Source organism: Pseudomonas sp. NPDC098740, assembly GCF_044760065.1.
Lineage (GTDB): Bacteria > Pseudomonadota > Gammaproteobacteria > Pseudomonadales > Pseudomonadaceae > Aquipseudomonas > Aquipseudomonas rossensis.
The window spans coordinates 13,370-36,019 of record NZ_JBIWAM010000032.1; the positions used below are offsets into that span (position 1 = coordinate 13,370).

General features: G+C 59.3%; 16 protein-coding genes and 1 riboswitch. Of the genes, 14 read left to right on the forward strand and 2 right to left on the reverse strand.

The annotated features are described in order from the left end of the window. Positions 1–33: 33 nt before the first annotated feature. The 5 genes from ACIQU2_RS26160 (at position 34) to argR (ending at position 4,611) form a co-directional block, all read left to right on the forward strand. Positions 34–723 (forward strand): ABC transporter permease, encoded by a 690-nt coding sequence (locus ACIQU2_RS26160; RefSeq protein ID WP_282375564.1) that lies wholly within the window; start codon positions 34–36, stop codon positions 721–723. Next, positions 720–1,418 (forward strand): ABC transporter permease, encoded by a 699-nt coding sequence (locus tag ACIQU2_RS26165; RefSeq protein WP_347802292.1) that lies wholly within the window; start codon positions 720–722, stop codon positions 1,416–1,418. The genes ACIQU2_RS26160 and ACIQU2_RS26165 overlap by 4 nt, the downstream gene beginning before the upstream one ends. Before the next feature lies 1 nt (position 1,419). Further along, positions 1,420–2,532 carry a M14 family metallopeptidase gene (locus ACIQU2_RS26170; RefSeq protein ID WP_403145050.1) on the forward strand — a complete coding sequence of 371 codons (1,113 nt, stop codon included), beginning with the start codon at positions 1,420–1,422 and terminating at the stop codon, positions 2,530–2,532. Between the two features lie 27 nt (positions 2,533–2,559). Further along, positions 2,560–3,324: an ABC transporter ATP-binding protein gene (locus tag ACIQU2_RS26175; RefSeq protein WP_008154324.1), complete on the forward strand. Its 765-nt coding sequence runs from the start codon at positions 2,560–2,562 to the stop codon at positions 3,322–3,324. A gap of 306 nt (positions 3,325–3,630) precedes the next feature. Beyond that, entirely contained in the window at positions 3,631–4,611 is a 981-nt protein-coding gene (argR, locus tag ACIQU2_RS26180; protein WP_403145051.1) for a transcriptional regulator ArgR, read from the forward strand. Positions 4,612–4,642: 31 nt separating this feature from the next. Here argR and ACIQU2_RS26185 read toward each other — a convergent pair whose 3' ends face one another. Further along, complete coding sequence (locus tag ACIQU2_RS26185; protein ID WP_403145054.1) at positions 4,643–9,508, reverse strand: dermonecrotic toxin domain-containing protein; 4,866 nt, start codon at positions 9,506–9,508, stop codon at positions 4,643–4,645. 287 nt (positions 9,509–9,795) lie between these two features. Here ACIQU2_RS26185 and ACIQU2_RS26190 point away from each other — a divergent pair, with 287 nt between their 5' ends. From ACIQU2_RS26190 to astE, 7 genes are all read left to right on the forward strand, one after another. Next, positions 9,796–11,016 carry an aspartate aminotransferase family protein gene (locus ACIQU2_RS26190; RefSeq protein ID WP_282482680.1) on the forward strand — a complete coding sequence of 407 codons (1,221 nt, stop codon included), beginning with the start codon at positions 9,796–9,798 and terminating at the stop codon, positions 11,014–11,016. Between the two features lie 223 nt (positions 11,017–11,239). Further along, positions 11,240–12,259 (forward strand): arginine/ornithine succinyltransferase subunit alpha, encoded by a 1,020-nt coding sequence (aruF, locus tag ACIQU2_RS26195; RefSeq protein ID WP_008154316.1) that lies wholly within the window; start codon positions 11,240–11,242, stop codon positions 12,257–12,259. A gap of 82 nt (positions 12,260–12,341) precedes the next feature. Beyond that, on the forward strand, positions 12,342–13,367 hold the full coding sequence (gene astA, locus ACIQU2_RS26200) for an arginine N-succinyltransferase (RefSeq protein WP_403145058.1): 1,026 nt from the start codon (positions 12,342–12,344) through the stop codon (positions 13,365–13,367). Continuing rightward, on the forward strand, positions 13,364–14,833 hold the full coding sequence (astD, locus tag ACIQU2_RS26205) for a succinylglutamate-semialdehyde dehydrogenase (RefSeq protein ID WP_347802323.1): 1,470 nt from the start codon (positions 13,364–13,366) through the stop codon (positions 14,831–14,833). Before astA ends, astD begins: the two co-directional genes overlap by 4 nt. A gap of 139 nt (positions 14,834–14,972) precedes the next feature. Continuing rightward, the gene (gene astB, locus ACIQU2_RS26210) at positions 14,973–16,319 is read left to right on the forward strand and encodes an N-succinylarginine dihydrolase (protein WP_403145061.1); all 1,347 of its coding nucleotides are present in this window, start codon (positions 14,973–14,975) and stop codon (positions 16,317–16,319) included. Between the two features lie 20 nt (positions 16,320–16,339). Further along, positions 16,340–16,627 carry a hypothetical protein gene (locus tag ACIQU2_RS26215; RefSeq protein WP_033056735.1) on the forward strand — a complete coding sequence of 96 codons (288 nt, stop codon included), beginning with the start codon at positions 16,340–16,342 and terminating at the stop codon, positions 16,625–16,627. A gap of 12 nt (positions 16,628–16,639) precedes the next feature. Further along, positions 16,640–17,650, forward strand: a complete 1,011-nt coding sequence (gene astE, locus ACIQU2_RS26220) for a succinylglutamate desuccinylase (RefSeq protein WP_403145064.1) — start codon at positions 16,640–16,642, stop codon at positions 17,648–17,650. 168 nt (positions 17,651–17,818) lie between these two features. Here the strand turns inward: astE and ACIQU2_RS26225 are convergent, their stop codons facing one another. Next, positions 17,819–18,328 (reverse strand): 6,7-dimethyl-8-ribityllumazine synthase, encoded by a 510-nt coding sequence (locus ACIQU2_RS26225; protein ID WP_007943897.1) that lies wholly within the window; start codon positions 18,326–18,328, stop codon positions 17,819–17,821. 102 nt (positions 18,329–18,430) lie between these two features. Beyond that, positions 18,431–18,601: riboswitch (FMN riboswitch) on the reverse strand. Between the two features lie 195 nt (positions 18,602–18,796). Between ACIQU2_RS26225 and ltaE the strand changes: the two genes are divergently transcribed. Beyond that, entirely contained in the window at positions 18,797–19,801 is a 1,005-nt protein-coding gene (gene ltaE, locus ACIQU2_RS26230) for a low-specificity L-threonine aldolase (protein ID WP_347802282.1), read from the forward strand. Positions 19,802–19,947: 146 nt separating this feature from the next. Then, on the forward strand, positions 19,948–22,572 hold the full coding sequence (gene alaS, locus ACIQU2_RS26235; RefSeq protein ID WP_403145068.1) for an alanine--tRNA ligase: 2,625 nt from the start codon (positions 19,948–19,950) through the stop codon (positions 22,570–22,572). Positions 22,573–22,650: the final 78 nt, after the last annotated feature.

Consider the following 22,650-nt stretch of genomic DNA (forward strand, 5'->3'; position numbering starts at 1 on the left):
ATTTTTTCATCCCCCTTTTCGAGGACCTGAATCATGTTGAAAGGCTACGGGGCTGTCATCCTCGATGGCGCATGGCTGACGCTTCAGCTCGCCTTGTCGTCCATGGTCTTGGCCGTTGTTCTGGGTCTGATCGGCGTTGCGCTGCGTCTGTCCCCGATTCGCTGGCTGGCCTGGCTGGGCGACCTGTATTCCACGGTGATCCGCGGTATTCCCGACCTGGTGCTGATCCTGCTGATTTTTTACGGTGGTCAGGACCTGCTCAACCGCGTCGCGCCGATGCTCGGTTTTGACGACTACATCGACCTGAACCCGTTGGCCGCCGGTATCGGCACCCTGGGCTTCATCTTCGGTGCGTACCTGTCGGAAACCTTCCGTGGTGCCTTCATGGCGATCCCCAAAGGTCAGGCAGAAGCGGGCATGGCGTACGGCATGAGCAGTTTTCAGGTGTTCTTCCGGGTGTTGGTGCCACAGATGATTCGCCTGGCGATTCCGGGTTTCACCAACAACTGGCTGGTCCTGACCAAGGCCACCGCGCTGATTTCGGTGGTGGGGCTGCAAGACATGATGTTCAAGGCCAAGCAGGCGGCAGATGCCACCCGCGAGCCTTTCACCTTCTTCCTCGCAGTGGCGGCAATGTACCTGGTGATCACCAGCGTCTCGTTGCTGGCATTGCGTCACCTTGAGAAGCGCTACTCGGTAGGCGTAAGGGCGGCTGATCTATGATCTTCGACTACAACGTCATTTGGGAGGCCCTGCCGCTGTACTTCGGCGGCCTGGTGACCACCCTCAAATTGCTCGCGCTGTCGCTGTTTTTCGGTCTGTTGGCGGCGTTGCCGTTGGGGCTGATGCGGGTCTCGAAGAATGCTGTCGTGAACATGAGTGCCTGGCTTTTCACCTACGTGATCCGCGGCACGCCGATGCTGGTGCAGCTGTTTTTGATCTACTACGGTCTGGCGCAGTTCGAAGCGGTGCGTGAAAGCATCTTTTGGCCTTGGCTGTCGAGCGCGACGTTCTGCGCTTGCCTGGCGTTTGCCATCAACACCAGCGCCTACACCGCCGAAATCATCGCCGGTAGCCTGCGGGCGACGCCGAACGGTGAGATCGAAGCGGCCAAGGCGATGGGCATGTCGCGCTACAAGATGTACAAGCGCATCCTGCTGCCGTCGGCCCTGCGCCGGGCACTGCCGCAGTACAGCAACGAAGTGATCATGATGCTGCAGACCACCAGTCTGGCGTCCATCGTGACCCTGATCGACATCACCGGTGCCGCGCGCACGGTCAACGCTCAGTTCTACCTGCCGTTTGAAGCCTACATCACCGCCGGCGTGTTCTACCTGTGCCTGACCTTCATTCTGGTGCGGATGTTCAAACTGGCCGAGCGCCGCTGGCTGGGCTATCTGGCCCCGCGGAAGCACTGATATGGAACGCATCGATCATGCATTGCCGTGGAGCCACCTGGGCAGCGAACGCCAGATTTCGGTGTTCCGCTTCGGAAGTGGCGAGCGCAAGGCCTACATCCAGGCCAGCCTGCACGCCGATGAATTGCCGGGCATGCGTACGGCTTGGGAGCTGAAAAAGCGCCTGACCGAACTCGAAGCCCAAGGCTTGCTCAACGGTGTGATCGAACTGGTGCCGGTGGCCAATCCACTGGGCCTCGGCCAACTGCTTCAGGGCAGTCATCAAGGGCGTTTCGAGGCGGGCAGCGGCAAGAACTTCAACCGGGATTTCGTCGAGCTCAGCGCGCCAGTGGCCGCCGAGCTGGAAGGGCACCTGGGTGATGATCCGCACGCCAATATTCAGCTGATCCGTCAGGCCATGAGCGATGTGCTCGCCGCATTGCCGCCCGCCGCCAGTCAGTTGCAAGGCATGCAGCGCATTTTGCTCAGCCATGCCTGCACCGCTGACGTGGTGCTGGATCTGCATTGCGATGCCGAAGCGGCGCTGCACATGTACGCCTTGCCGCAACACTGGCCGCAATGGCGTTCGTTGGCCGCGCACCTGAACGTAAAGGTGGGGCTGCTGGCGGAAGATTCTGGCGGCAGTTCGTTTGACGAAGCTTGCTCGCTGCCGTGGTTGCGTCTGTCGCGTCTGTTTCCTGATGCGCAGATTCCCTTGGCCTGCCTGGCGACTACCATTGAATTAGGTGGTCAGGCCGATACCGGTCGCCCAGAGGCGATGGCTTACGCCGAAGGCATTCTGGCGTTCCTCGCCGAGCAAGGCTTGATCAGTGGCGAATGGCCGAAGCCTGCGCAGGACGCGTGCGAAGGCATGCCGTTCGAAGGCACCGAATTACTGTTCGCGCCACACCCTGGCGTGATCAGTTTCTTGCGTAAACCCGGTGAATGGATTGAAGCCGGCGATGAGATTTTCGAAGTGATCGATCCGTTATCGGATCGGGTCAGCACGGTGTGTGCTGGTACGTCCGGGGTGCTGTTTGCCATTGAACGGCTGCGTTATGCCCAACCCGGTTTCTGGCTGGCCAAGGTGGCGGGGCGCGAAGCGCTGCGTCACGGGCGCTTGCTCAACGACTGACTGACTGTTTTTGTGAGAACCGACCGCATGTACAAACTTGAAGTCCAAGACCTGCATAAACGCTATGGCAGTCACGAAGTGCTCAAGGGCGTGTCCCTGAAAGCGGCGGCTGGCGATGTGATCAGCATCATCGGCTCCAGTGGCTCCGGCAAAAGTACTTTTCTGCGCTGCATCAACCTGCTGGAGCAGCCGCACGCGGGCAAGATTCTGCTCAACAACGAAGAGCTGAAACTGGTCGCCAACAAGGACGGCGCGCTGAAGGCCGCCGACCCGAAACAGCTGCAACGCATGCGTTCGCGCCTGTCGATGGTGTTCCAGCATTTCAACCTGTGGTCGCACATGACCGCGCTGGAAAACATCATGGAAGCGCCGGTCCACGTGCTCGGCATGTCCAAGGCCGAAGCCCGCGAGAAGGCCGAGCACTACCTGAACAAGGTCGGTGTGGCCCATCGTAAAGATGCTTACCCGGGCCACATGTCCGGCGGCGAGCAGCAGCGTGTGGCGATTGCCCGTGCGCTGGCGATGGAACCTGAGGTGATGCTGTTCGACGAACCGACGTCGGCGCTCGACCCGGAACTGGTTGGCGACGTGCTGAAAGTCATGCAGGCCCTGGCCCTGGAAGGCCGGACCATGGTGGTGGTGACGCACGAAATGGGCTTCGCCCGTGAAGTGTCGAACCAGCTGGTGTTCCTGCACAAAGGTGTCGTCGAAGAAAGCGGCAACCCGCGTGAGGTGCTGGTCAATCCACAGTCCGAACGTCTGCAACAATTCCTCTCGGGTAGCCTCAAGTAAACCGATCTCCCGTTGCGCACCGGGATAGTGCATGCTTCGCAATCTAGAGGCTGGCCCCGATCCCTTGTGGGAGCTGGTTTGCCAACCCCTGTAGGAGCTGTCGAGTGAAACGAGGCTGCGATCTTTTGATCTTTTAAAAAGCCAGGATCAAAAGATCGCAGCCTCGTTTCACTCGACAGCTCCTACAGGGGGGGGGCGACAAGCCCGCTCCCACATTTGATCTCTGCCGGTTTCGAGATATGCGTTCATTTACGGGCTAGCATTGGCCCATGCCTTCATCACTGTTTTCGTTTCGGATTGCCCGCCATGACTGCCCATCGAATTGGTTTCCTGATTTGGCCCAGCACTAAAGCACTGACGCTTTCGCTGGCTGAGGAGGCCTTGCGTGTTGCCCAGCGTGTGCATCCGGATGTTGTCTACGAACTGTCGTTTTTGCAGGCCGAACCGCCGACCGAAGGCGCCTGGCAATTGCCGGGTGAGCCGTGGGCCGGCAAGCTCGAAAACTTCCAGAAATTGTTTCTGCTCGCCGATGAGCCGCCGACCACACTCGCGCCGGCACTCAGTAGTTCGCTGAAACAACTGGTGCGTGCTGGCTGCGTGATCGGTGGTTTGTCGGCCGGTGTTTACCCGTTAGCCCAACTGGGCTTGCTCGACGGTTACCGCGCTGCCGTGCATTGGCGCTGGCAGGACGATTTCACCGAGCGTTTCCCGAAAGTCATCGCCACCAGTCATCTGTTCGACTGGGATCGCGATCGTCTGACTGCGTGCGGCGGTCTGTCGGTACTCGATTTGTTGCTGGCCGTGCTGGCCCGTGACCACGGCGCGGAACTGGCCGGTGCGGTCTCCGAAGAATTGGTGGTCGAGCGCATCCGCGAAGGCGGCGAGCGCCAGCGCATTCCGCTGCAGAATCGTCTCGGTTCCAGCCATCCAAAGCTGACGCAGGCCGTGTTGCTGATGGAAGCCAACATCGAAGAGCCGCTGACCACTGACGAAATCGCCCAGCATGTGTGCGTGTCCCGTCGGCAGCTGGAGCGGATCTTCAAGCAATACCTCAACCGCGTGCCGAGCCAGTACTACCTGGAACTGCGCTTGAACAAGGCCCGGCAGATGTTGATGCAAACCAGCAAGTCGATCATCCAGATCGGCCTGTCGTGTGGCTTCTCCTCGGGGCCGCACTTCTCCAGCGCCTACCGCAACTTCTTCGGTGCCACGCCGCGGGAAGATCGCAACCAGCGGCGCAGCAGCAGCCCGTTCGAATTGTCGTCGGTGCCCTCGGAGCGTGGGTGACAGAGCAATCACGTCACCTGCTGAGGCTGATTTACTCCTCTATTTCGGAGCCTTCAGAAGTCGAGACATCCATCTCTCCTCGATTGATCACCTCTTCCACGCCAAAGTCCATGCCCGTCCGTTCGAAGTAACCGATCAGCCGTAGCAGGCTCTCCCCGGAAAATCGATTACCTCGAAAACTGATGTTTTCAGCGATTTCCACCGGCAGTTCCAGCAAGTCGCTGGGGACTTCGGTGATGGCATTGCCACTGAGGTCGGCCCAGTCCAGCTCTGTCATTTGCAGCAGGCCGTGCGGTATTTCGGTGATACCGGTGTCATTCAGCAGTACGGTCGCGAGCTCCATCATCTGACTCAGGTCAGGTGTTTGCCCCAGGGGGTTGTGGGCCAGATCGAGATAATCGAGCTGTTCCATGCCCGCCAGCGCACTTGCCGATTCCGCTGACAGTCTGACGCGGCACTCAGGTAGCGACAGCGACCGCAGTTGACCCATCTTGAACACAGCATCGGGAATGTTGCCCAGATTACAGTCGCGAAGCCTGAGGCTTTTGAGGTTGGGGAAGCCTTCCAGGAATCGTCCGATACGTGTCACGCCATTGGCACTATTAATCTCCAGCGCCGTTACATGGCTGAAATCAGCGCTCAGGGGCGGCAGTTCTCCGTTGATGATCGGGCGGATAGTGAGTTCAAAAGTCGGCTCTAGCGCCTCATTGAAATCATCCTGTTCGCTTTCATGCCGCCAGCACTGCTCCAGTGTCTGTTTGAACTGGTCACGGTTCATGCGCTCGACAAGCTGTTGTTGGGCGGTGAACGGTTCGCCCGTCAACGGGTGTTGGGCCGGAAGGTCGGCAGTCCATACCACCAAGTCGTTGCTCAGCTGTGCCAACTCAGCTTCAAGATTTGTCAGCTCGATTCGGCCGTCTGCCAGTGTGCCTGCCAGTTCATAGACAAACTCGCTCGCCTGTTCGACCTCCAGGTTCGGGTACAGCGCCATGACTCGGTTGATATCTGCCTCTGGGGCGGAGATGCCCAAATCGTATGAGCTGTCGAAATAGTGAAGCTTGATCATTTGTCGCGCATTGTCCGAGAGCGGGTTATGCGTCAGGGGTATGCCGTGCTTACCGTACACCTCACTTTGGAAGAGCTCCGCAGGCAACTCGCTGATCTTGTTGCCCAGGAGTTTGGCGGTATCAAGTTTTGGGTGGCGAACTACGCTGTCGGGAATGTCGGTCAGGCCGGTACGGCTCAGGTCCAGGTGAACAAGCTCAGGCATAGATTCGACACTGGGCACCATAGAGAACGGGTTCTGGTATAGATCCAGCATGACCAGTTTGTTCAATGAAGACAGTTTCGCCCAGTTGGCTGCGTCGAACCTGATTCCGCAATCGCTTAACACCAGCGCATCAAGGTCCGTCATTCGAGGAATGGCCTCGGGGAGGGCGGTCAGGGAAAAGCGTTTTAAATCGAGGCGGCGCAAGCCATTGAAGTGCTGAAGAAACTCGGGAACACCCTGCACCGCATGACCGCCTTCAAGGGACAGCAATGACACATGGGGGAAATCGGCCGTCAGCGTCGGTAGATCGCCAAGAATCGGCTCGGCAAATCTGAGCGCATAGCGCGGCGTGTCGTCCGGGACATCGAAGTCCCGCTCTGATTGTCGGCGCCAGCTGCGCTGGATTTCCTGGGCCAGCAGCCTGCGATTGTGTTTAGCGGCCTGTCGTTCCAATTCGTTCAGGGGAACTTGGGTTTGCGGGTGATCCGTGGGCGAGTCGTTTATCCAGGTGTTCAGTTCCCGATGCAGACGCGAGAGCTCGCTGGACAGGCGTGAGAGCTCCGTGCGAGCGCCATCGGGATGCGCTTGTAACTGGAGAACAACAGACTGGAGTTCTTCCTCGAAAAGGCTGGGGTAAATCTCGCGAACACGTTCGTTGAGGGACGGCGTCGGGAAGTAACTGCGCCGGTATCCATCCGAGCCGCCAGGCAAGCGCATGGTCGTCGGATCGTAGAACGGTTTTCGGTTGGGATTTTTTGCAAACAGTTTGCGTAGTGCCGGTTGGTTCAGTGCATGTTCGGCGATGCGTAGTTTGAGTGTCTGAGCATCAGTGATCGATGGGCTCAATGCATTACGCTGTGCTTGCGGCAACGCTTGAAAGAGTCCCTGATAAAAATCACCGGGCGCCGATTCATTGTCTTGATAAACCTGATAGGTGCCGTCTTCGGCGCGCACCAGTGTTTTCAGGATTGGCGCATCGGCCTGGCCAATGCTGTCGCGCACAAGACCGTCATGGGCGTAATCCCTCACTTCAATACGCAGCTCGGCGGGAAAACCGGGCAGCGAACTCAGGCTTTGCAAGGCCAGTCGGTGGGCGTCGGTGTTGTCCAGAATGTCGGAATAAAGGCCTTCACAGGCTCGGGTTGCGCGTACGGCCTCCATGGCTTTTAGTGCTGCCTCCTTGAGCCGTGGGGGCGTGCGACCGTTGTGCAGCTGGCGTAATTCGATCCCGGTTGCATTGCTCACCAGCTCTTGCGCGACATCGGTCGGCAATCCATGCACGTCGTCGAGCAGTCGCTGGACCTGCACGTTGCCGGTCTTCTCTTGCGCGCGATAGCGTGTCTCGAATAGCGATTTATCGTGCTTGCGGGCGAGTTCGGCCGTTAGTTTTCTGAAGGCTCGCGTTTGGGTTTCCGGTGCCGGCATTGGCGTGTCGACACGCCATGAATCGAAGCTGGTCAGCAGTTGGTGTTGCAGGGTCACATCGGCCTTCCGATAGCGCTCGGGTTGGTCGCTGCCGATCTGTTCAATAAAGGTTTCGATGTCCCGGTTGATCCTGAAACGCTTGATCGTGTCTGTCAGCAGCGAAGGCGGACGATAATGTTCGACATGCATTTCGCGCACTACGTTGTCGTGGTAACCGCTGACCCGCAGGATCTGTTCGCGCTCGGCGCTGGTGAACGACTCGACGCTATGGCCGAGGCGGCGCATGACCTTTTCCCGGTCCCAGTTCAGCGGTTGCTCCAGTTCTGTGTGCCAGGCACCGTGGTTGTTATGCAGCAGAGGCGGTTGATAGGCATCAGTTCGGTTCGGATGCTCAATCTGAAACGTGCCTGGCGCGCGGTCGGGCTTCACGGCATACAGTTTTCCCTCCAGTGGCAGCAGCGTCTTGCCCTCGTATTGATAGAGGCCGAGATGATCGGGTTTTGCGACTTCGGGCAAAATGAGTGCTTGTTCGTAAGGCTTGAGGTCCGGCTTCCAGTAGCGGGTTTTTCCTTCGGGCGTTGTGACGGGTTTGAGTGGGTCGACAAGCGCAATAGCTTCAGGAGGGAGCAGGCGGCTGAGGGTCCGGGCAGCGATGGCGCCGCCCACCGCAAATGTCCCCACCTGAACCACCGTTTCGACGAACGTCATCAGATGCCCGAACGCTTCTGTTTTCAGCCCTTCAGCCAGGTCCACTATGCCTTCGAAGGTTTCGTCGAGTAACTGGTAGGCCATGTAGCCCAGCATCAATCCGCCGAGAAACGGGACGAAAGGCAACGCAACGAACGTTGCGATTTCAAGGATTGTCGAGGCCACTTTGCTGAAGGCATTCCACAATGCCCATCGCGCGTTGCTGTCGGCAGTGGCGGTGGAGACGGCGAGCGTGCTTGCATCGTTGAGGATCTTGTTCAGCTGTCGCTGATAGAGATGGTTCCACAGGTCCGCTCTGAACCGGATCGCTGAAAACCGCAAATCAGGCTTGTCGATGGGCGTTTCGCGCCAGCTCGGCAGTGGGTCGCCCTGTCGGTGTTGATGCCAGGTCACGCTCTGGAGGCGACGGTTGAGGTCCGCGAAAAAATGTCCTCTTTCCTTGTGGTCGACGAAACGACTGAAGAACGTTTGATAAGCGGGCGAGCGCAGTTTGCGGGTCAGCTCGATCATGAACGCCAATGTATTCGGGTATTCCTTGAGAGGATGCTCTGGATCATCGGGAATGTAGGCAATGATCCGTGTTGCCGTGCGTGCGCGCTCCAGGCTCGCCGCGAAAATGACAATGCCGGTCAGCGAGGAGGACATCATTGTCAGGTCGTGACCATATAGCGGCTGCCCATCCAGTCGAGCACCCGAACGCCCTTCCAGAATGCGCAGGATCGAGAGATGGGCATCCGCTGGAATATCCTTTCGGATTTGCGCCATCTGCAGCGCGGATTTGAGTGCTGTTTTGTGCGAGCCGATCACCTTTGATTTCAACATCGCGCCGGCCACCGGGTTGGACGGTCCCAGATTGTCTTTGAGGTAAGCGTTGTACCGGGCGCCGATATCCAGTTCCCGGCATAACCGGGTAAAGGCCGGGATAGTGAGCTTTTTCTTGACCGTCGGCAGCGTATCGAACTGTCCTGTGGGCGAAGGTTGGGTGATGAACGTCGAGGCTGGCTCGTAAGCCCCTGCCGCTGTTTCCGATTCCTGAAAGTTATGCAGGGCGGCGTCGAGCATCGACACGGTCCAGGTGCGCGCGGCGCCAGTCTTGATTCCGAAAAGCGGCACGGTTTGAGGGATGTACAGCCGCAGGAAGGTGGTTTTGACGTCCAGATCCAGGTCAAACCGGGTTTTCAGGGCGTCGCTCAGCAGTGGTTCGGCAAAGGCTTGTGCGCTTCGCAGCTTCGACAGCATTGAGTCCAGACGATTTCGATGGGTCCAGTGTTCCTGACTGATCTTTTTCAGCGACTGGTGCTGCAGCGGTGTTGCGGTGCCATGCCAGTCCGGCGTCATAAGCGTGGCGTTCTTGAGAGCTCGGTGTGTACTGGACGATGCTTCTAATACCCAGACTGGCAGATTGTTGAACAGGTGATGGTAGTGATCGTCCGGTTGCGTAGCGGATTCACTGCCCCCAGTAGTGGAAAGGCGATCGTTCTCGTATCGGCTCATGCGCTATTCCCTTAGCGTTTTGGATGAGCCGCCAGCAAAACAGACGATGATCGGTTACGTGCGGTACATATTTACCGCACCGCTCGACAACCCTGCCTATAACCTGTGCCGGCGGTTTAAACTGCGCCTTTGCGACCCTATATGTCGCATTGCCGTAAACCCGGGAAAAACCGGGGTTTGCGCTATAAGAAGTTGTCGCTTGGCGGCAAGGCCGGGCTGAAAACTGTCCTTACAATCCCCCCATCGCTCGCCAGTTTCAGGCGAGTGTTCCTCATCAGGAGACTCCGATGTCCGTTGAGCACGCTGCGGTACAACGCGCCGATTTCGACCAGGTAATGGTTCCCAACTACGCGCCTGCCGCTTTCATTCCTGTGCGTGGCGCCGGTTCCCGCGTCTGGGACCAGTCTGGCCGCGAGCTGATCGACTTCGCCGGCGGGATTGCCGTTAACGTATTGGGCCATGCGCACCCGGCGCTGGTGAGTGCCTTGACCGAGCAGGCGAACAAGCTGTGGCACGTGTCCAACGTGTTCACCAATGAGCCGGCCTTGCGCCTGGCCCATAAGCTGATCGACGCCACGTTTGCCGATCGCGCGTTCTTCTGCAACTCCGGCGCCGAAGCCAACGAGGCCGCCTTCAAGCTGGCCCGTCGCGTCGGTTTCGATCGTTTCGGCAGCGAGAAGTACGAAATCATCGCCGCGCTCAACAGCTTCCACGGTCGTACCCTGTTCACCGTGAACGTCGGTGGTCAGTCGAAGTATTCCGATGGCTTCGGTCCGAAGATCACCGGTATCACCCACGTGCCGTTCAACGATCTGGCCGCTCTGAAAGCCGCCATTTCCGACAAGACTTGCGCTGTGGTTCTGGAGCCGATCCAGGGCGAGAGCGGCGTGATCCCGGCCGAACTCGAGTACCTGCAAGGCGCCCGTGAACTGTGCACCGCGCACAACGCGCTGCTGATTTTCGACGAAGTGCAAACCGGCATGGGCCGCAGCGGCAAGCTGTTCGCCTACCAGCATTACGGCGTGACGCCGGACATCCTGACCAGCGCCAAGAGCCTGGGCGGTGGTTTCCCGATCGCCGCGATGCTGACCACCGAAGACCTCGCCAAACACCTGGTCGTCGGCACTCACGGCACCACGTATGGCGGCAACCCGCTGGCGTGCGCTGTCGCTGAAGCCGTGATCGACGTGGTTAATACCCCTGAAGTGCTGGCCGGCGTGAACGCCAAGCACGACAAGTTCAAGGCTCGCCTGGAGCAGATCGGCGAGAAGTACGGCCTGTTCACCCAGGTCCGGGGTATGGGCCTGTTGATTGGTTGCGTGCTGAACGATGCCTGGAAAGGCAAGGCCAAGGACATCTTCAACGCCGCTGAAAAAGAAGGCCTGATGATTCTGCAAGCCGGCCCGGACGTGGTTCGTTTCGCGCCAAGCCTGGTGGTTGAAGACGCCGATATCGATGCCGGTCTGGACCGTTTCGAGCGCGCCGCAGCCAAGCTGACTCAAGCCTGATAGTTAATTCGACGCCTGACTTTCGGGCGTCGAACCCAATTTTTATGCCGGGCCAGATTCAATGTGGGAGCGAGCTTGCTCGCGATAGCTATCTGACAGTCGACATTGATGGCGACTGGCAGGGCCTCATCGCGAGCAAGCTCGCTCCCACAGTTGACTCTGAGTTTTCAGGACTGGCCCGGTTATTTTTCCTCAAAGAGTTTTTCGAGAAAGGAGTGACACCATGCTGGTGATGCGCCCCGCGCAAATGGCTGATCTGGGCGAGGTACAGCGTCTGGCTGCGGACAGCCCGATTGGTGTCACTTCCTTGCCGGATGACGTTGAACGCCTGAGCGACAAGATCGCAGCAAGCGAAGCCTCGTTCGCCGCCGAAGTCAGCTTCAACGGTGAAGAGAGCTATTTCTTCGTCCTCGAAGACACCGCCACCGGCAAACTGGTGGGCTGCTCGGCCATCGTTGCGTCGGCCGGTTATTCCGAGCCGTTCTACAGCTTCCGTAATGAAACCTTTGTGCACGCCTCCCGCGAGCTGAAGATTCATAACAAGATCCACGTGCTATCCCAGTGCCACGACCTGACCGGCAACAGCTTGCTGACCAGTTTCTACGTGCTGCCGGAGCTGGTGGGTTCGGCCTGGTCGGAACTCAACTCCCGTGGTCGCTTGCTGTTCGTGGCCAGCCATCCGGAGCGTTTTGCCGATTCTGTGGTGACCGAGATCGTCGGTTACAGCGATGAAAATGGTGATTCGCCGTTCTGGGATGCCATCGGTCGTAATTTCTTCGACCTCAACTACGCCGCTGCCGAGCGTCTGTGCGGTCTGAAGAGCCGGACGTTCCTGGCCGAGTTGATGCCGCATTACCCGATCTATGTGCCGCTGCTGCCGGACTCCGCTCAAGAAGCGATGGGGCAGGTGCACCCACGGGCGCAGATCACCTTCGACATCCTGATGCGCGAAGGCTTCGAAACCGATCACTACATCGACATTTTCGACGGTGGGCCGACCCTGCACGCCCGTGTCTCGGGGATCCGTTCGATCGCCCAGAGCCGAGTCGTCCCGGTGAAAATCGGCGAGCCGGTCAAAGGCGCGGGTCGTCAGTACTTGGTGGCCAACGCCCAATTGCAGGATTACCGCGCCGTTTTGCTTGAGCTCGATTACGCGCCGGGCAAACCCGTGACCCTGGATCTTGAAGCGGCCGAAGCCTTGGGCGTCGGCGAAGGTGCCAGCGTGCGCCTGGTGGCGGTTTAACACCTGCTGGTATGCCTAGAAAGAATGCCTAAAAAGCAGCGAGTTTCACGGGTGGCGCAAGCGGCCCGTTTGAGGAGATAGCATGATCGTTCGTCCCGTACGCAGCAGCGATTTACCCGCTCTGATCGACCTGGCCCGCAGCACCGGCACCGGCCTGACCACATTGCCGGCCAATGAAGAGCGTCTGGCCCATCGGGTCGGCTGGGCCGAGAAGACCTTCCGCGGCGAAGCCGGGCGGGGCGATGCAGACTACCTGTTCGTGCTCGAAGACGATGACGGCCGCGTGGTCGGCATTTCCGCCATCGCTGGCGCCGTCGGTCTGCGTGAACCTTGGTACAACTTCCGGGTTGGCCTGACCGTCAGCGCTTCGCAAGAGCTGAACATCTACCGCGAAATCCCGACGCTGTTCCTGGCCAACGACCTGACCGGCAATTCCGAGCTGTGCTCGCTGTTCCTGCACGCCGACTACCGCACTGGCCTCAACGGTCGCATGCTGGCCAAAGCGCGGATGCTGTTCATCGCCGAGTTCCCGCAGCTGTTCGGCAACAAGATCATCGCCGAGATGCGCGGTATGTCCGATGAAGCGGGGCGTTCGCCGTTCTGGGAAAGCCTGGGGCGTCACTTCTTCAAGATGGAATTCAGCCAGGCTGACTACCTGACTGGCGTGGGCAACAAGGCGTTCATCGCCGAACTGATGCCGAAATTCCCGCTTTACACCTGCTTCCTGTCGGAAGATGCGCGCAACGTGATCGGCCAGGTTCATCCGGACACCGAGCCGGCGTTGGCCATGCTCAAAAGCGAAGGTTTCAGCTATCAAGGCTACGTCGACATCTTCGACGCCGGTCCTGCTGTTGAGTGTGAAACCGGCAAGATCCGCGCAGTGCGCGACAGCCAGGCGCTGGTGCTGGCCATCGGCACGCCGGGTGACGACGCCACACCGTTCCTGATTCATAACCGCAAGCGCGACGACTGCCGGATCACTGCTGCTCCTGCACGTTTCGCCGCCGGTACGCTGGTGGTCGATCCACTGACCGCCAAACGTCTTCAACTAAACGCCGGCGATCAAGTGCGCGCCGTTCCGTTGTCCGCTGCCAGGGAGTCGAAATAATGAATTCGCTGTACATCGCAGGTGAATGGCTGGCCGGCCAGGGTGAAGCCTTTCAGTCGCTGAACCCGGTAACCCAACAAGTGCTGTGGGCCGGCGAAGGCGCTACCCCTGCTCAGGTTGAATCGGCCGTGCAAGCCGCGCGCCAGGCATTCCCGGGCTGGGCCCGACGTACCCTGGAAGAGCGCATCACAGTGCTGGAGGCCTTTGCCGCCGCGCTGAAGAACAATGCTGACGAACTGGCTCGCACTATCGGTGAAGAAACCGGCAAGCCTTTGTGGGAAGCGGCGACCGAAGTCACCAGCATGGTCAACAAGATTGCCATCTCGGTGCAGAGCTACCGCGAACGTACCGGCGAGAAGAGCGGCCCCTTGGGCGACGCCACCGCCGTGTTGCGCCACAAGCCACACGGTGTGGTCGCGGTGTTCGGGCCTTACAACTTCCCTGGTCACCTGCCGAACGGTCACATCGTGCCGGCGCTGCTGGCCGGTAATAGCGTGCTGTTCAAACCAAGCGAGCTGACGCCGAAAGTCGCCGAACTGACGGTCAAGTGCTGGATCGAAGCCGGTCTGCCGGCAGGCGTGTTGAACCTGCTGCAAGGCGCTCGCGAGACCGGTATCGCCCTGGCGGCGAACCCGGGCATCGATGGCTTGTTCTTCACCGGCTCCAGCCGCACCGGCAATCACCTGCATCAACAGTTTGCCGGTCGTCCGGACAAGATCCTCGCGCTGGAAATGGGCGGTAACAACCCGCTGGTCGTTGATCAGGTCGCAGACCTCGATGCTGCCGTTTACACCATCATTCAGTCGGCGTTCATTTCCGCCGGTCAGCGTTGCACCTGTGCGCGCCGCTTGCTGGTGCCGCAGGGCGCCTGGGGTGACTCGCTGCTGGCGCGTCTGGTGGCGGTCAGCCGTACGATTGACGTCGGCGCGTTTGATCAGCAACCGGCACCGTTCATGGGCTCGGTGATTTCCCTCGGCGCTGCGAAAGCACTGATGGATGCGCAGGAACATCTGCTGGGTAACGGCGCAGTAGCATTGCTGGAAATGACTCAACCTCAAGCTCAAGCCGCCTTGCTGACCCCAGGCATTCTGGACGTAACGGCAGTGGCTGATCGCCCTGACGAAGAGCTGTTCGGCCCGCTGCTGCAAGTGATCCGCTACGCTGATTTTGAGGCGGCGATCGCTGAAGCCAACGATACCGACTATGGCCTGGCGGCCGGTCTGCTGTCGGATTCCGAGGCGCGTTATCAGCAGTTCTGGCTGGAAAGCCGTGCTGGCATCGTCAACTGGAACAAACAGCTGACCGGTGCTGCGAGCAGCGCGCCATTCGGCGGTGTCGGCGCCTCGGGCAACCACCGTGCCAGCGCCTACTACGCAGCAGATTACTGCGCGTACCCGGTCGCTTCGCTGGAAACGCCGAGCCTGACCTTGCCTGCCGCGCTAACCCCGGGCGTGCGCATGTCGTAAGGCCCAATCGCGGGCAAGCCCGCTCCCACAAGGATTGCGCAAAACCTGTGGGAGCGAGCTTGCTCGCGATAGCCGCGACTCGGTCTCAAAGAACAGTTACCAGATGCCTACAACAACAGATTCTCGTGGAGCCTCGCTGATGAAATCCTATGAAGTCAATTTTGACGGTCTAGTGGGGCCGACCCATAACTACGGCGGTTTGTCCTACGGCAACGTCGCGTCCCAGAGCAACAGCCAGCAGTCTTCGAACCCGAAGGAAGCCGCGCTGCAAGGCCTGGCGAAGATGAAATCGCTGATGGAAATGGGCTTTCAACAGGGCGTGCTCGCACCACAGGAACGCCCGGACGTGGCAGCCCTGCGTCGTTTGGGTTTCAGCGGCACCGACGCTCAGGTGATCGAGCAGGCGGCTAAAGATGCAATGCCGTTGCTGGTGGCCAGTTGCTCGGCGTCGAGCATGTGGGTGGCTAACGCCGCCACCGTCAGCCCGAGCGCCGACACCGCGGATGGCCGTGTGCATTTCACCGCGGCCAACCTGAACTGCAAATATCACCGCAGCATCGAACACCCGACTACCAGTCGCGTGCTGGGGGCGATGTTCGCTGATCAGAAGCATTTCGCTCACCACGCCGCCTTGCCGGCCGTGGCGCAGTTCGGGGACGAAGGCGCAGCCAACCACACCCGTTTCTGCCGTGAATACGGCGAAGCGGGCGTCGAGTTCTTCGTGTTCGGTCGCAGCGCGTTCGACACCCGTTACCCGGCACCGCAGAAATACCCGGCCCGTCAGACCCTCGAAGCCTCCCAGGCGGTTGCCCGCCTGCACGGCTTGAGCGATGACGGCGTTGTCTACGCTCAGCAGAACCCTTCGGTGATCGATCAGGGCGTGTTCCACAACGATGTGATCGCGGTGGGTAATGGCGAGGTGCTGTTCTATCACGAGGACGCGTTCCTCGACACCGAGCAGATGCTCGCTGAATTGCAAAGCAAGCTCGCCAAAGTCGGTGGGAAATTTCAGTCGATCTGCGTACCGCGTTCCGCGGTCACCGTGGAAGACGCCGTTCGTTCCTACCTGTTCAATAGCCAACTGCTGTCGCGTCCTGACGGCTCGATGCTGTTGATCGTGCCGGAAGAATGCCGTGGCAACGAGCGTGTCTGGCAGTACCTGCAAGGTTTGACCAGCTCCGGTGGCCTGATCCGCGAAGTGAAAGTGTTCGATTTGAAGCAAAGCATGCAGAACGGCGGCGGCCCGGCTTGCCTGCGACTGCGCGTCGCGCTCAACGAAACCGAACTGGCGGCCGTCAACCCAGGGGTTATCATGACGGCACCGTTGTACGGCACGCTGACCGAATGGGTCGACAAGCACTACCGCGACCGCATGACCGAAAACGATCTCGCGGACCCGCAATTGCTGCTTGAGTGCCGGGCGGCACTGGATGAACTGACGCAAATCCTTAAACTGGGCGCGGTTTATCCATTCCAGATCAATTGAACGTCGAGAGCGTAAAGACCATGAGCGATACCCTGCAGCTGATCCTTGAAGACACCGACGGCACGCAACTGGAAACTTCCTGCACCCGCGTCGCGGTCATGTGGCAAGGCAAAGAGCTGTGGATTCAGCAAGACGGCCGCGGCCAATTGCTGATCGGCGTGGACGTCGAAGAAGGTGACGCTGAATACGCAAACCTGCTGCTGCGCCCATTGGCGACTAATCTGGTAAGTCTGCAACTGGAAATGGAACCGGCTGAAGTCGGTGACGAAGACCATGTGCACGGCCCGGATTGCGCGCACGACCACTAAGGAAACCGCTCTATGCTCGCCCTCGGCAAACTGCTTGAACTGACCCTCGCCGGCCGCGAACCGGCGGAGAAGACTCAACTGACTGTCGAAGGCGTGCGCATGCGCTGGTTGAGCGAAGGTGCGCTGGAAGTCCGGCCACCTGAAGCTCGCGACAAAGGCCTGGATCTGCTGCTATCGGCCGGCATCCATGGCAACGAAACAGCTCCGATCGAGTTGCTTGATCGCCTGTTGCACGACATTGCCCGCGGCGATCTTAAGCCCCGCGCACGTATTCTGTTCCTGTTCGGCAACCCGGAAGCGATTCGCAAAGGCGAGCGTTTCATCGAGCAGGACGTCAATCGGCTGTTCAACGGCCGTCACGAACAAAGCAGTGGCTCCGAAGCCCTGCGCGCGTGTGAACTGGAGCGGCTGGCGGCGAGTTTCTTCAGCCTGCCGGATCGCAACCGTCTGCACTACGACCTGCACACGGCCATTCGCGGTTCGAAAATCGAGCAGTTCGCGCTGTATCCCTGGAAAGAAGGCCGTCAGCATTCACGCCTGGAACTGGCGCGCCTGCGCGCTGCCGGCATGGAAGCGGTGCTGCTGCAAAACAAGCCGTCCATCGTTTTCAGCTCCTACACTTACGACAAACTTGGTGCCGAGTCTTTTACCCTTGAACTGGGCAAGGCGCGGCCGTTCGGGCAGAACGATGGGGTCAACGTCGATCTGCTGGAAACCCGCCTCAAACAGATTATCGAAGGCAACGAACCAGCCCAGACCGAAGAGGCGCTGGACGGTTTGCAGCTGTTTAGCGTGGCGCGAGAAATCATCAAGCACAGCGATAGCTTCCGCTTGAACCTGCCAGTGGACATCGAGAACTTTTCGGAGTTGGAAGTGGGTTACCTGCTGGCCGAAGACATCGCACAGACCCGGTGGATCATTGAGGAGGAGGGTGCCCGGATCATCTTCCCGAACCCCAAGGTCAAGAACGGCCTGCGCGCCGGCATCCTGATTGTGCCGACTACCGACGAAAACCTCGCCTGACCCTGATCTCATGCCAGGCATAGAACCAATGTGGGAGCGAGCTTGCTCGCGATAGCGGGTCAACATTCAACGTTATGTTGGCTGTCAGTCCGCCATCGCGAGCAAGCTCGCTCCCACATTTGATTTGAGTGAAGCCAAAGACCTCACCCCAAACCACAGGTTTTGAGTTTAGACCGCTACCGCACGTGGCTCGCTACGACGCAACGCACGCATCTTGTGCAACGTATCCGCGCACGTCTTCGCCGCTTCCTGGCCTTTATGCACAAAGTGCTCGAAGAAGAACTTCTGATGTTCTTCTCCAGCATGGAAGTGGTGCGGGGTCAAAACCACCGAGAACACCGGCACTTCGGTTTCCAGCTGAACTTGCATCAAACCGCTGATCACCGACTGGGCGACGAATTCGTGGCGATATATGCCGCCGTCGACTACCAGACCCGCCGCGACGATGCCGGCATAACGACCGGACTTGGCCAGCAGCTTGGCGTGCAGCGGAATTTCAAAGGCGCCGCCGACTTCAAAGAAATCGATTTCCGATTCCTGATAACCCTGAGCAATCATTTCGGCCACAAAGCCTTTACGGCTCTGATCGACGATTTCCTTGTGCCAGCAGGCCTGGATGAACGCAACGCGCTCGCCCTGATGGTTTTTGCTTTTGCTATCGATTGCGGTGGGTTGCATGTTCTGACTCCTGTTTATGTAAAAAACAGGGCATATGAATCGAATGGGATTTAAGGGTACGCACGCTCGCACGAATGCCTGCGGACGGCCCTTTGGCGCCAATCCCGTTCTCTCTTCATCCGGACTATGACCGTCGGCCCCGGGATCACACCGGGTCTGCTGACCTTGCCGCCATCACAGCCATTGCCGTGCCTGTCGCCAAGCGCTCGCGGGCTATGCGCATTGCGCGCAATTACCGCCGGTGGGGAGTTGCACCCCGCCCTGAGAACGTTTTGCCGCCAGATTGTTTGGCGACGAAGCGTTTTTAACACATATTTCTCACCTGTGCATTGCTGCTATCTGATGATTGCTATCGACTTTTTCGTCGGTTCAGGAAGTCTTTTCCTACCCAAGGGTTGATTATTCGTCCGCATGACCGCAGTAATTCCTGACTGAAAGGGATTTTCCCTGCTTACCGAGGCCAGATTCATGAGCGTTATTGATCTTCGCAGCGACACCGTCACCCAACCGACCGCAGGGATGCTCGACGCGATGGCCGGCGCGGCCACTGGTGACGACGTTTACGGCGAAGATCCGACGGTCAATCGACTGGAAGCCGAGCTTGCGAATCAGTTGGGTTTTGCTGCAGCGCTGTTTGTTCCGACGGGCACCATGAGCAATCTGCTGGGCTTGATGGCCCACTGCGAACGCGGTGACGAATACATCGTCGGCCAGCAGGCTCACACGTATAAGTACGAAGGGGGTGGTGCAGCGGTGCTGGGTTCGATCCAGCCGCAGCCACTGGAAGTGCAGGCCGACGGCTCGCTGGACCTGGCGCACGTCGCGGCTGCGATCAAACCGGATGACTTCCACTTCGCCCGTACCCATTTGCTGGCGCTGGAAAACACCATGCAAGGCAAGGTTTTGCCGTTGGAGTATCTGGCGCGGGCTCGAAGCTTTACCCGTGAACAGGGGTTGCAGCTGCACCTGGACGGCGCGCGGCTGTACAACGCGGCGGTCAAGCTGGGTGTCGATGCCCGGGAAATTACTCAGCACTTTGATTCCGTATCGGTCTGCCTGTCCAAAGGCCTGGGCGCGCCGATCGGTTCGGTGCTGTGCGGCTCGGTCGAATTGATCGCTAAGGCGCGACGCCTGCGCAAGATGGTCGGCGGCGGCATGCGCCAGGCCGGGATTCTGGCGGCAGCAGGTTTGTACGCGCTGGATAACCATGTTCAGCGTCTGGCTGATGACCACGCCAATGCGCAGTTGCTGGCCGAAGGCTTGCGAGCGGCGGGTTACGAGGTCGAGCCGGTGCAGACCAACATGGTTTACGTGCAGATGGGCGACAAGGCCGAGGCCATCAAGGCGTTTGCCGCTGAACGCGGGATCAAGCTGAGCGCTGCCGGACGTCTGCGCATGGTCACGCACATGGACGTCAGCCGCGCTCAAATCGAGCAGGTCGTCGCGACATTCGTCGAGTTTTCGCGCAACTGATAGCGTTAGCGGTCCAATTGACCGTTTCTATCGTATAAACACGCTGTACCCCGCGCGCAGGGCCTATATAATGCGGCCCTTTGCCGTCGCTTCGTCTGTTGACGTTTCGCACAGGCCTTTGGCCGCAGCCTCCGTGGAAGAACCTAATGAAAAGCGCAGAAATCCGTGAAGCCTTCCTTCGCTTCTTAGAAGAGCAAGGCCACACCCGTGTAGCCTCCAGCTCTTTGATTCCGGGCAACGACCCAACCCTGCTGTTCACTAACGCGGGGATGAACCAGTTCAAGGACTGTTTCCTGGGCCAGGAAAAGCGCGCGTACACCCGCGCGGTCAGCAGCCAGAAATGTGTGCGCGCCGGCGGCAAGCACAACGACCTGGAAAACGTCGGTTATACCGCTCGTCACCACACATTCTTCGAAATGCTGGGTAACTTCAGCTTCGGTGATTACTTCAAGCGCGACGCGATCACCTACGCCTGGAACTTCCTGACGTCCGACAAGTGGCTGAACCTGCCGAAAGAAAAGCTCTGGGTCACCGTCTACGCCAGCGATGACGAGGCGTACGAGATCTGGACCAAGGAAATCGGTGTTCCGGCCGAGCGCATGGTTCGTATCGGCGACAACAAAGGCGCGCCGTACGCGTCTGACAACTTCTGGACCATGGGCGATACCGGCCCGTGCGGTCCTTGCACCGAGATTTTCTACGATCACGGCGCCGACATCTGGGGCGGCCCACCGGGCTCGCCGGAAGAAGACGGCGACCGTTACATCGAAATCTGGAACAACGTGTTCATGCAGTTCAACCGCACCGCCGATGGCGTGTTGCACCCGCTGCCAGCGCCGTCGGTCGATACCGGCATGGGCCTGGAGCGGATCAGTGCCGTGCTGCAACACGTTCACTCGAACTATGAAATCGACCTGTTCCAGAGCCTGCTGAGTGCATCGGCCAAGGCCATCGGTTGCACCAACGACAATCAGGCGTCCCTGAAAGTCGTCGCCGACCACATTCGCTCGTGCGGTTTCCTGATTGCCGACGGCGTGCTGCCGTCCAATGAAGGCCGCGGCTACGTGCTGCGCCGGATCATTCGTCGCGCCTGCCGTCACGGCAACAAGCTGGGCGCCAAGGGCAGCTTCTTCTACCAGATCGTTGCGGCGCTGGTCGCCGAGATGGGCGAAGCCTTCCCTGAGCTGAAATCCCAGCAGGCGCACATTGAACGTGTACTGAAAGCTGAAGAAGAGCAGTTCGCCAAGACCCTGGAGCAGGGCCTGAAAATCCTCGAGCAGGATCTGGCTGAGCTCAAAGGCGACGTGGTGCCGGGCGACGTAGTGTTTAAACTCTACGACACCTACGGTTTTCCGATGGACCTGACCGGCGACATCGCTCGCGAACGCAGCCTGACCATCGACGAAGAAGGCTTCGAGCGCGAAATGGAAGCCCAGCGCGTCCGTGCCCGTTCCGCCAGCTCCTTCGGCATGGACTACAACAGCCTGGTCAAGGTTGATGTGGCCACCGAATTCACCGGCTATGAAGCGACTAAAGGTTCGGCGAAAGTCGTTGGTCTCTATAAAGATGGCCAGTCGGTCGACGTGCTCAGTGAAGGCGAAGAAGGTGTGGTCGTACTGAACCAGACGCCGTTCTACGCTGAATCCGGCGGTCAGATCGGTGACTGCGGCTTTCTTCAGGTCGGTAACGCGCGCTTTGACGTACGCGACACCACTAAAACGGGTGGCGCCTTCTTGCATCACGGCGTGCTGGCCTCGGGTAGCCTGACCATTGGTGCGCCGGTAGAGACTCATGTTGATGCCGAAGTGCGTCACGCGACTTCGCTGAACCACTCGGCGACTCACTTGCTGCACGCAGCATTGCGCCAGGTGCTGGGCGAGCACGTTCAGCAGAAAGGCTCGTTGGTCGACAGTCAGCGCCTGCGCTTTGACTTCAGCCACTTCGAAGCCATTAAACCTGAACAGTTGAAGGCGCTGGAAGACATCGTCAACACCGAGATTCGCAAGAACTCCGAAGTTGAAACCGAAGAAACCGATATCGAAACCGCCAAGCAGAAGGGCGCCATGGCGCTGTTCGGCGAGAAGTACGGCGACAATGTGCGCGTACTGAGCATGGGCGGTGATTTCTCCGTCGAGCTGTGCGGTGGTATCCACGCCAACCGGACTGGCGACATCGGACTGCTGAAGATTATCAGCGAAGGCGGTGTGGCTTCCGGCGTGCGTCGTATCGAAGCGGTCACTGGCGCCGCGGCGCTGGCATACTTGAACGCTGCTGAAGAACAACTCAAGGAAGCGGCCAACCTGGTCAAGGGTAGCCGCGACAACCTGATCGACAAGCTGTCGGCTGTGCTGGAGCGCAACCGTCTGCTGGAGAAGCAACTCGAGCAGTTGCAGGCCAAGGCTGCCAGCGCGGCGGGCGACGATCTGTCGGCTTCTGCCCTGGATGTCAAAGGCGTGAAAGTGTTGGCCGTGCGTCTGGACGGTCAGGACGGCAAGGCGCTGCTGGCGTTGGTCGATCAACTGAAAAACAAACTCGGCCGCGCAGTGATCCTGCTCGGCAGTGTCCATGAGGAAAAGGTCGTTCTGGTTGCAGGCGTAACCAAAGACCTGACTGGCCAACTCAAAGCCGGTGATTTGATGAAGCAAGCCGCTGCGGCAGTGGGCGGGAAGGGCGGTGGTCGTCCAGACATGGCGCAAGGCGGTGGTACTGACGCTGGCGCACTGGATGCGGCATTGGCCCTGACTGTTCCATTTGTAGAACAGGGTTTATAAGGCAGTGTGTCCGGCCCGCAGTCTAGTGGCGGGCCGGAACGCTGTTTGAGTGATTATTTGGGCGCCCTTCATGGGCAG

Coding starts and splice junctions, on each gene's coding strand:
- ACIQU2_RS26190 (WP_282482680.1), top strand. CDS start 9,796: ATGTCCGTTGAGCACGCTGCGGTACAACGCGCCGATTTCGACCAGGTA.
- ltaE (WP_347802282.1), top strand. CDS start 18,797: ATGAGCGTTATTGATCTTCGCAGCGACACCGTCACCCAACCGACCGCA.
- ACIQU2_RS26165 (WP_347802292.1), top strand. CDS start 720: ATGATCTTCGACTACAACGTCATTTGGGAGGCCCTGCCGCTGTACTTC.
- astE (WP_403145064.1), top strand. CDS start 16,640: ATGCTCGCCCTCGGCAAACTGCTTGAACTGACCCTCGCCGGCCGCGAA.
- aruF (WP_008154316.1), top strand. CDS start 11,240: ATGCTGGTGATGCGCCCCGCGCAAATGGCTGATCTGGGCGAGGTACAG.
- astB (WP_403145061.1), top strand. CDS start 14,973: ATGAAATCCTATGAAGTCAATTTTGACGGTCTAGTGGGGCCGACCCAT.
- ACIQU2_RS26170 (WP_403145050.1), top strand. CDS start 1,420: ATGGAACGCATCGATCATGCATTGCCGTGGAGCCACCTGGGCAGCGAA.
- argR (WP_403145051.1), top strand. CDS start 3,631: ATGACTGCCCATCGAATTGGTTTCCTGATTTGGCCCAGCACTAAAGCA.
- astA (WP_403145058.1), top strand. CDS start 12,342: ATGATCGTTCGTCCCGTACGCAGCAGCGATTTACCCGCTCTGATCGAC.
- ACIQU2_RS26175 (WP_008154324.1), top strand. CDS start 2,560: ATGTACAAACTTGAAGTCCAAGACCTGCATAAACGCTATGGCAGTCAC.
- ACIQU2_RS26185 (WP_403145054.1), bottom strand. CDS start 9,508: ATGAGCCGATACGAGAACGATCGCCTTTCCACTACTGGGGGCAGTGAA.
- alaS (WP_403145068.1), top strand. CDS start 19,948: ATGAAAAGCGCAGAAATCCGTGAAGCCTTCCTTCGCTTCTTAGAAGAG.
- ACIQU2_RS26225 (WP_007943897.1), bottom strand. CDS start 18,328: ATGCAACCCACCGCAATCGATAGCAAAAGCAAAAACCATCAGGGCGAG.
- ACIQU2_RS26215 (WP_033056735.1), top strand. CDS start 16,340: ATGAGCGATACCCTGCAGCTGATCCTTGAAGACACCGACGGCACGCAA.
- ACIQU2_RS26160 (WP_282375564.1), top strand. CDS start 34: ATGTTGAAAGGCTACGGGGCTGTCATCCTCGATGGCGCATGGCTGACG.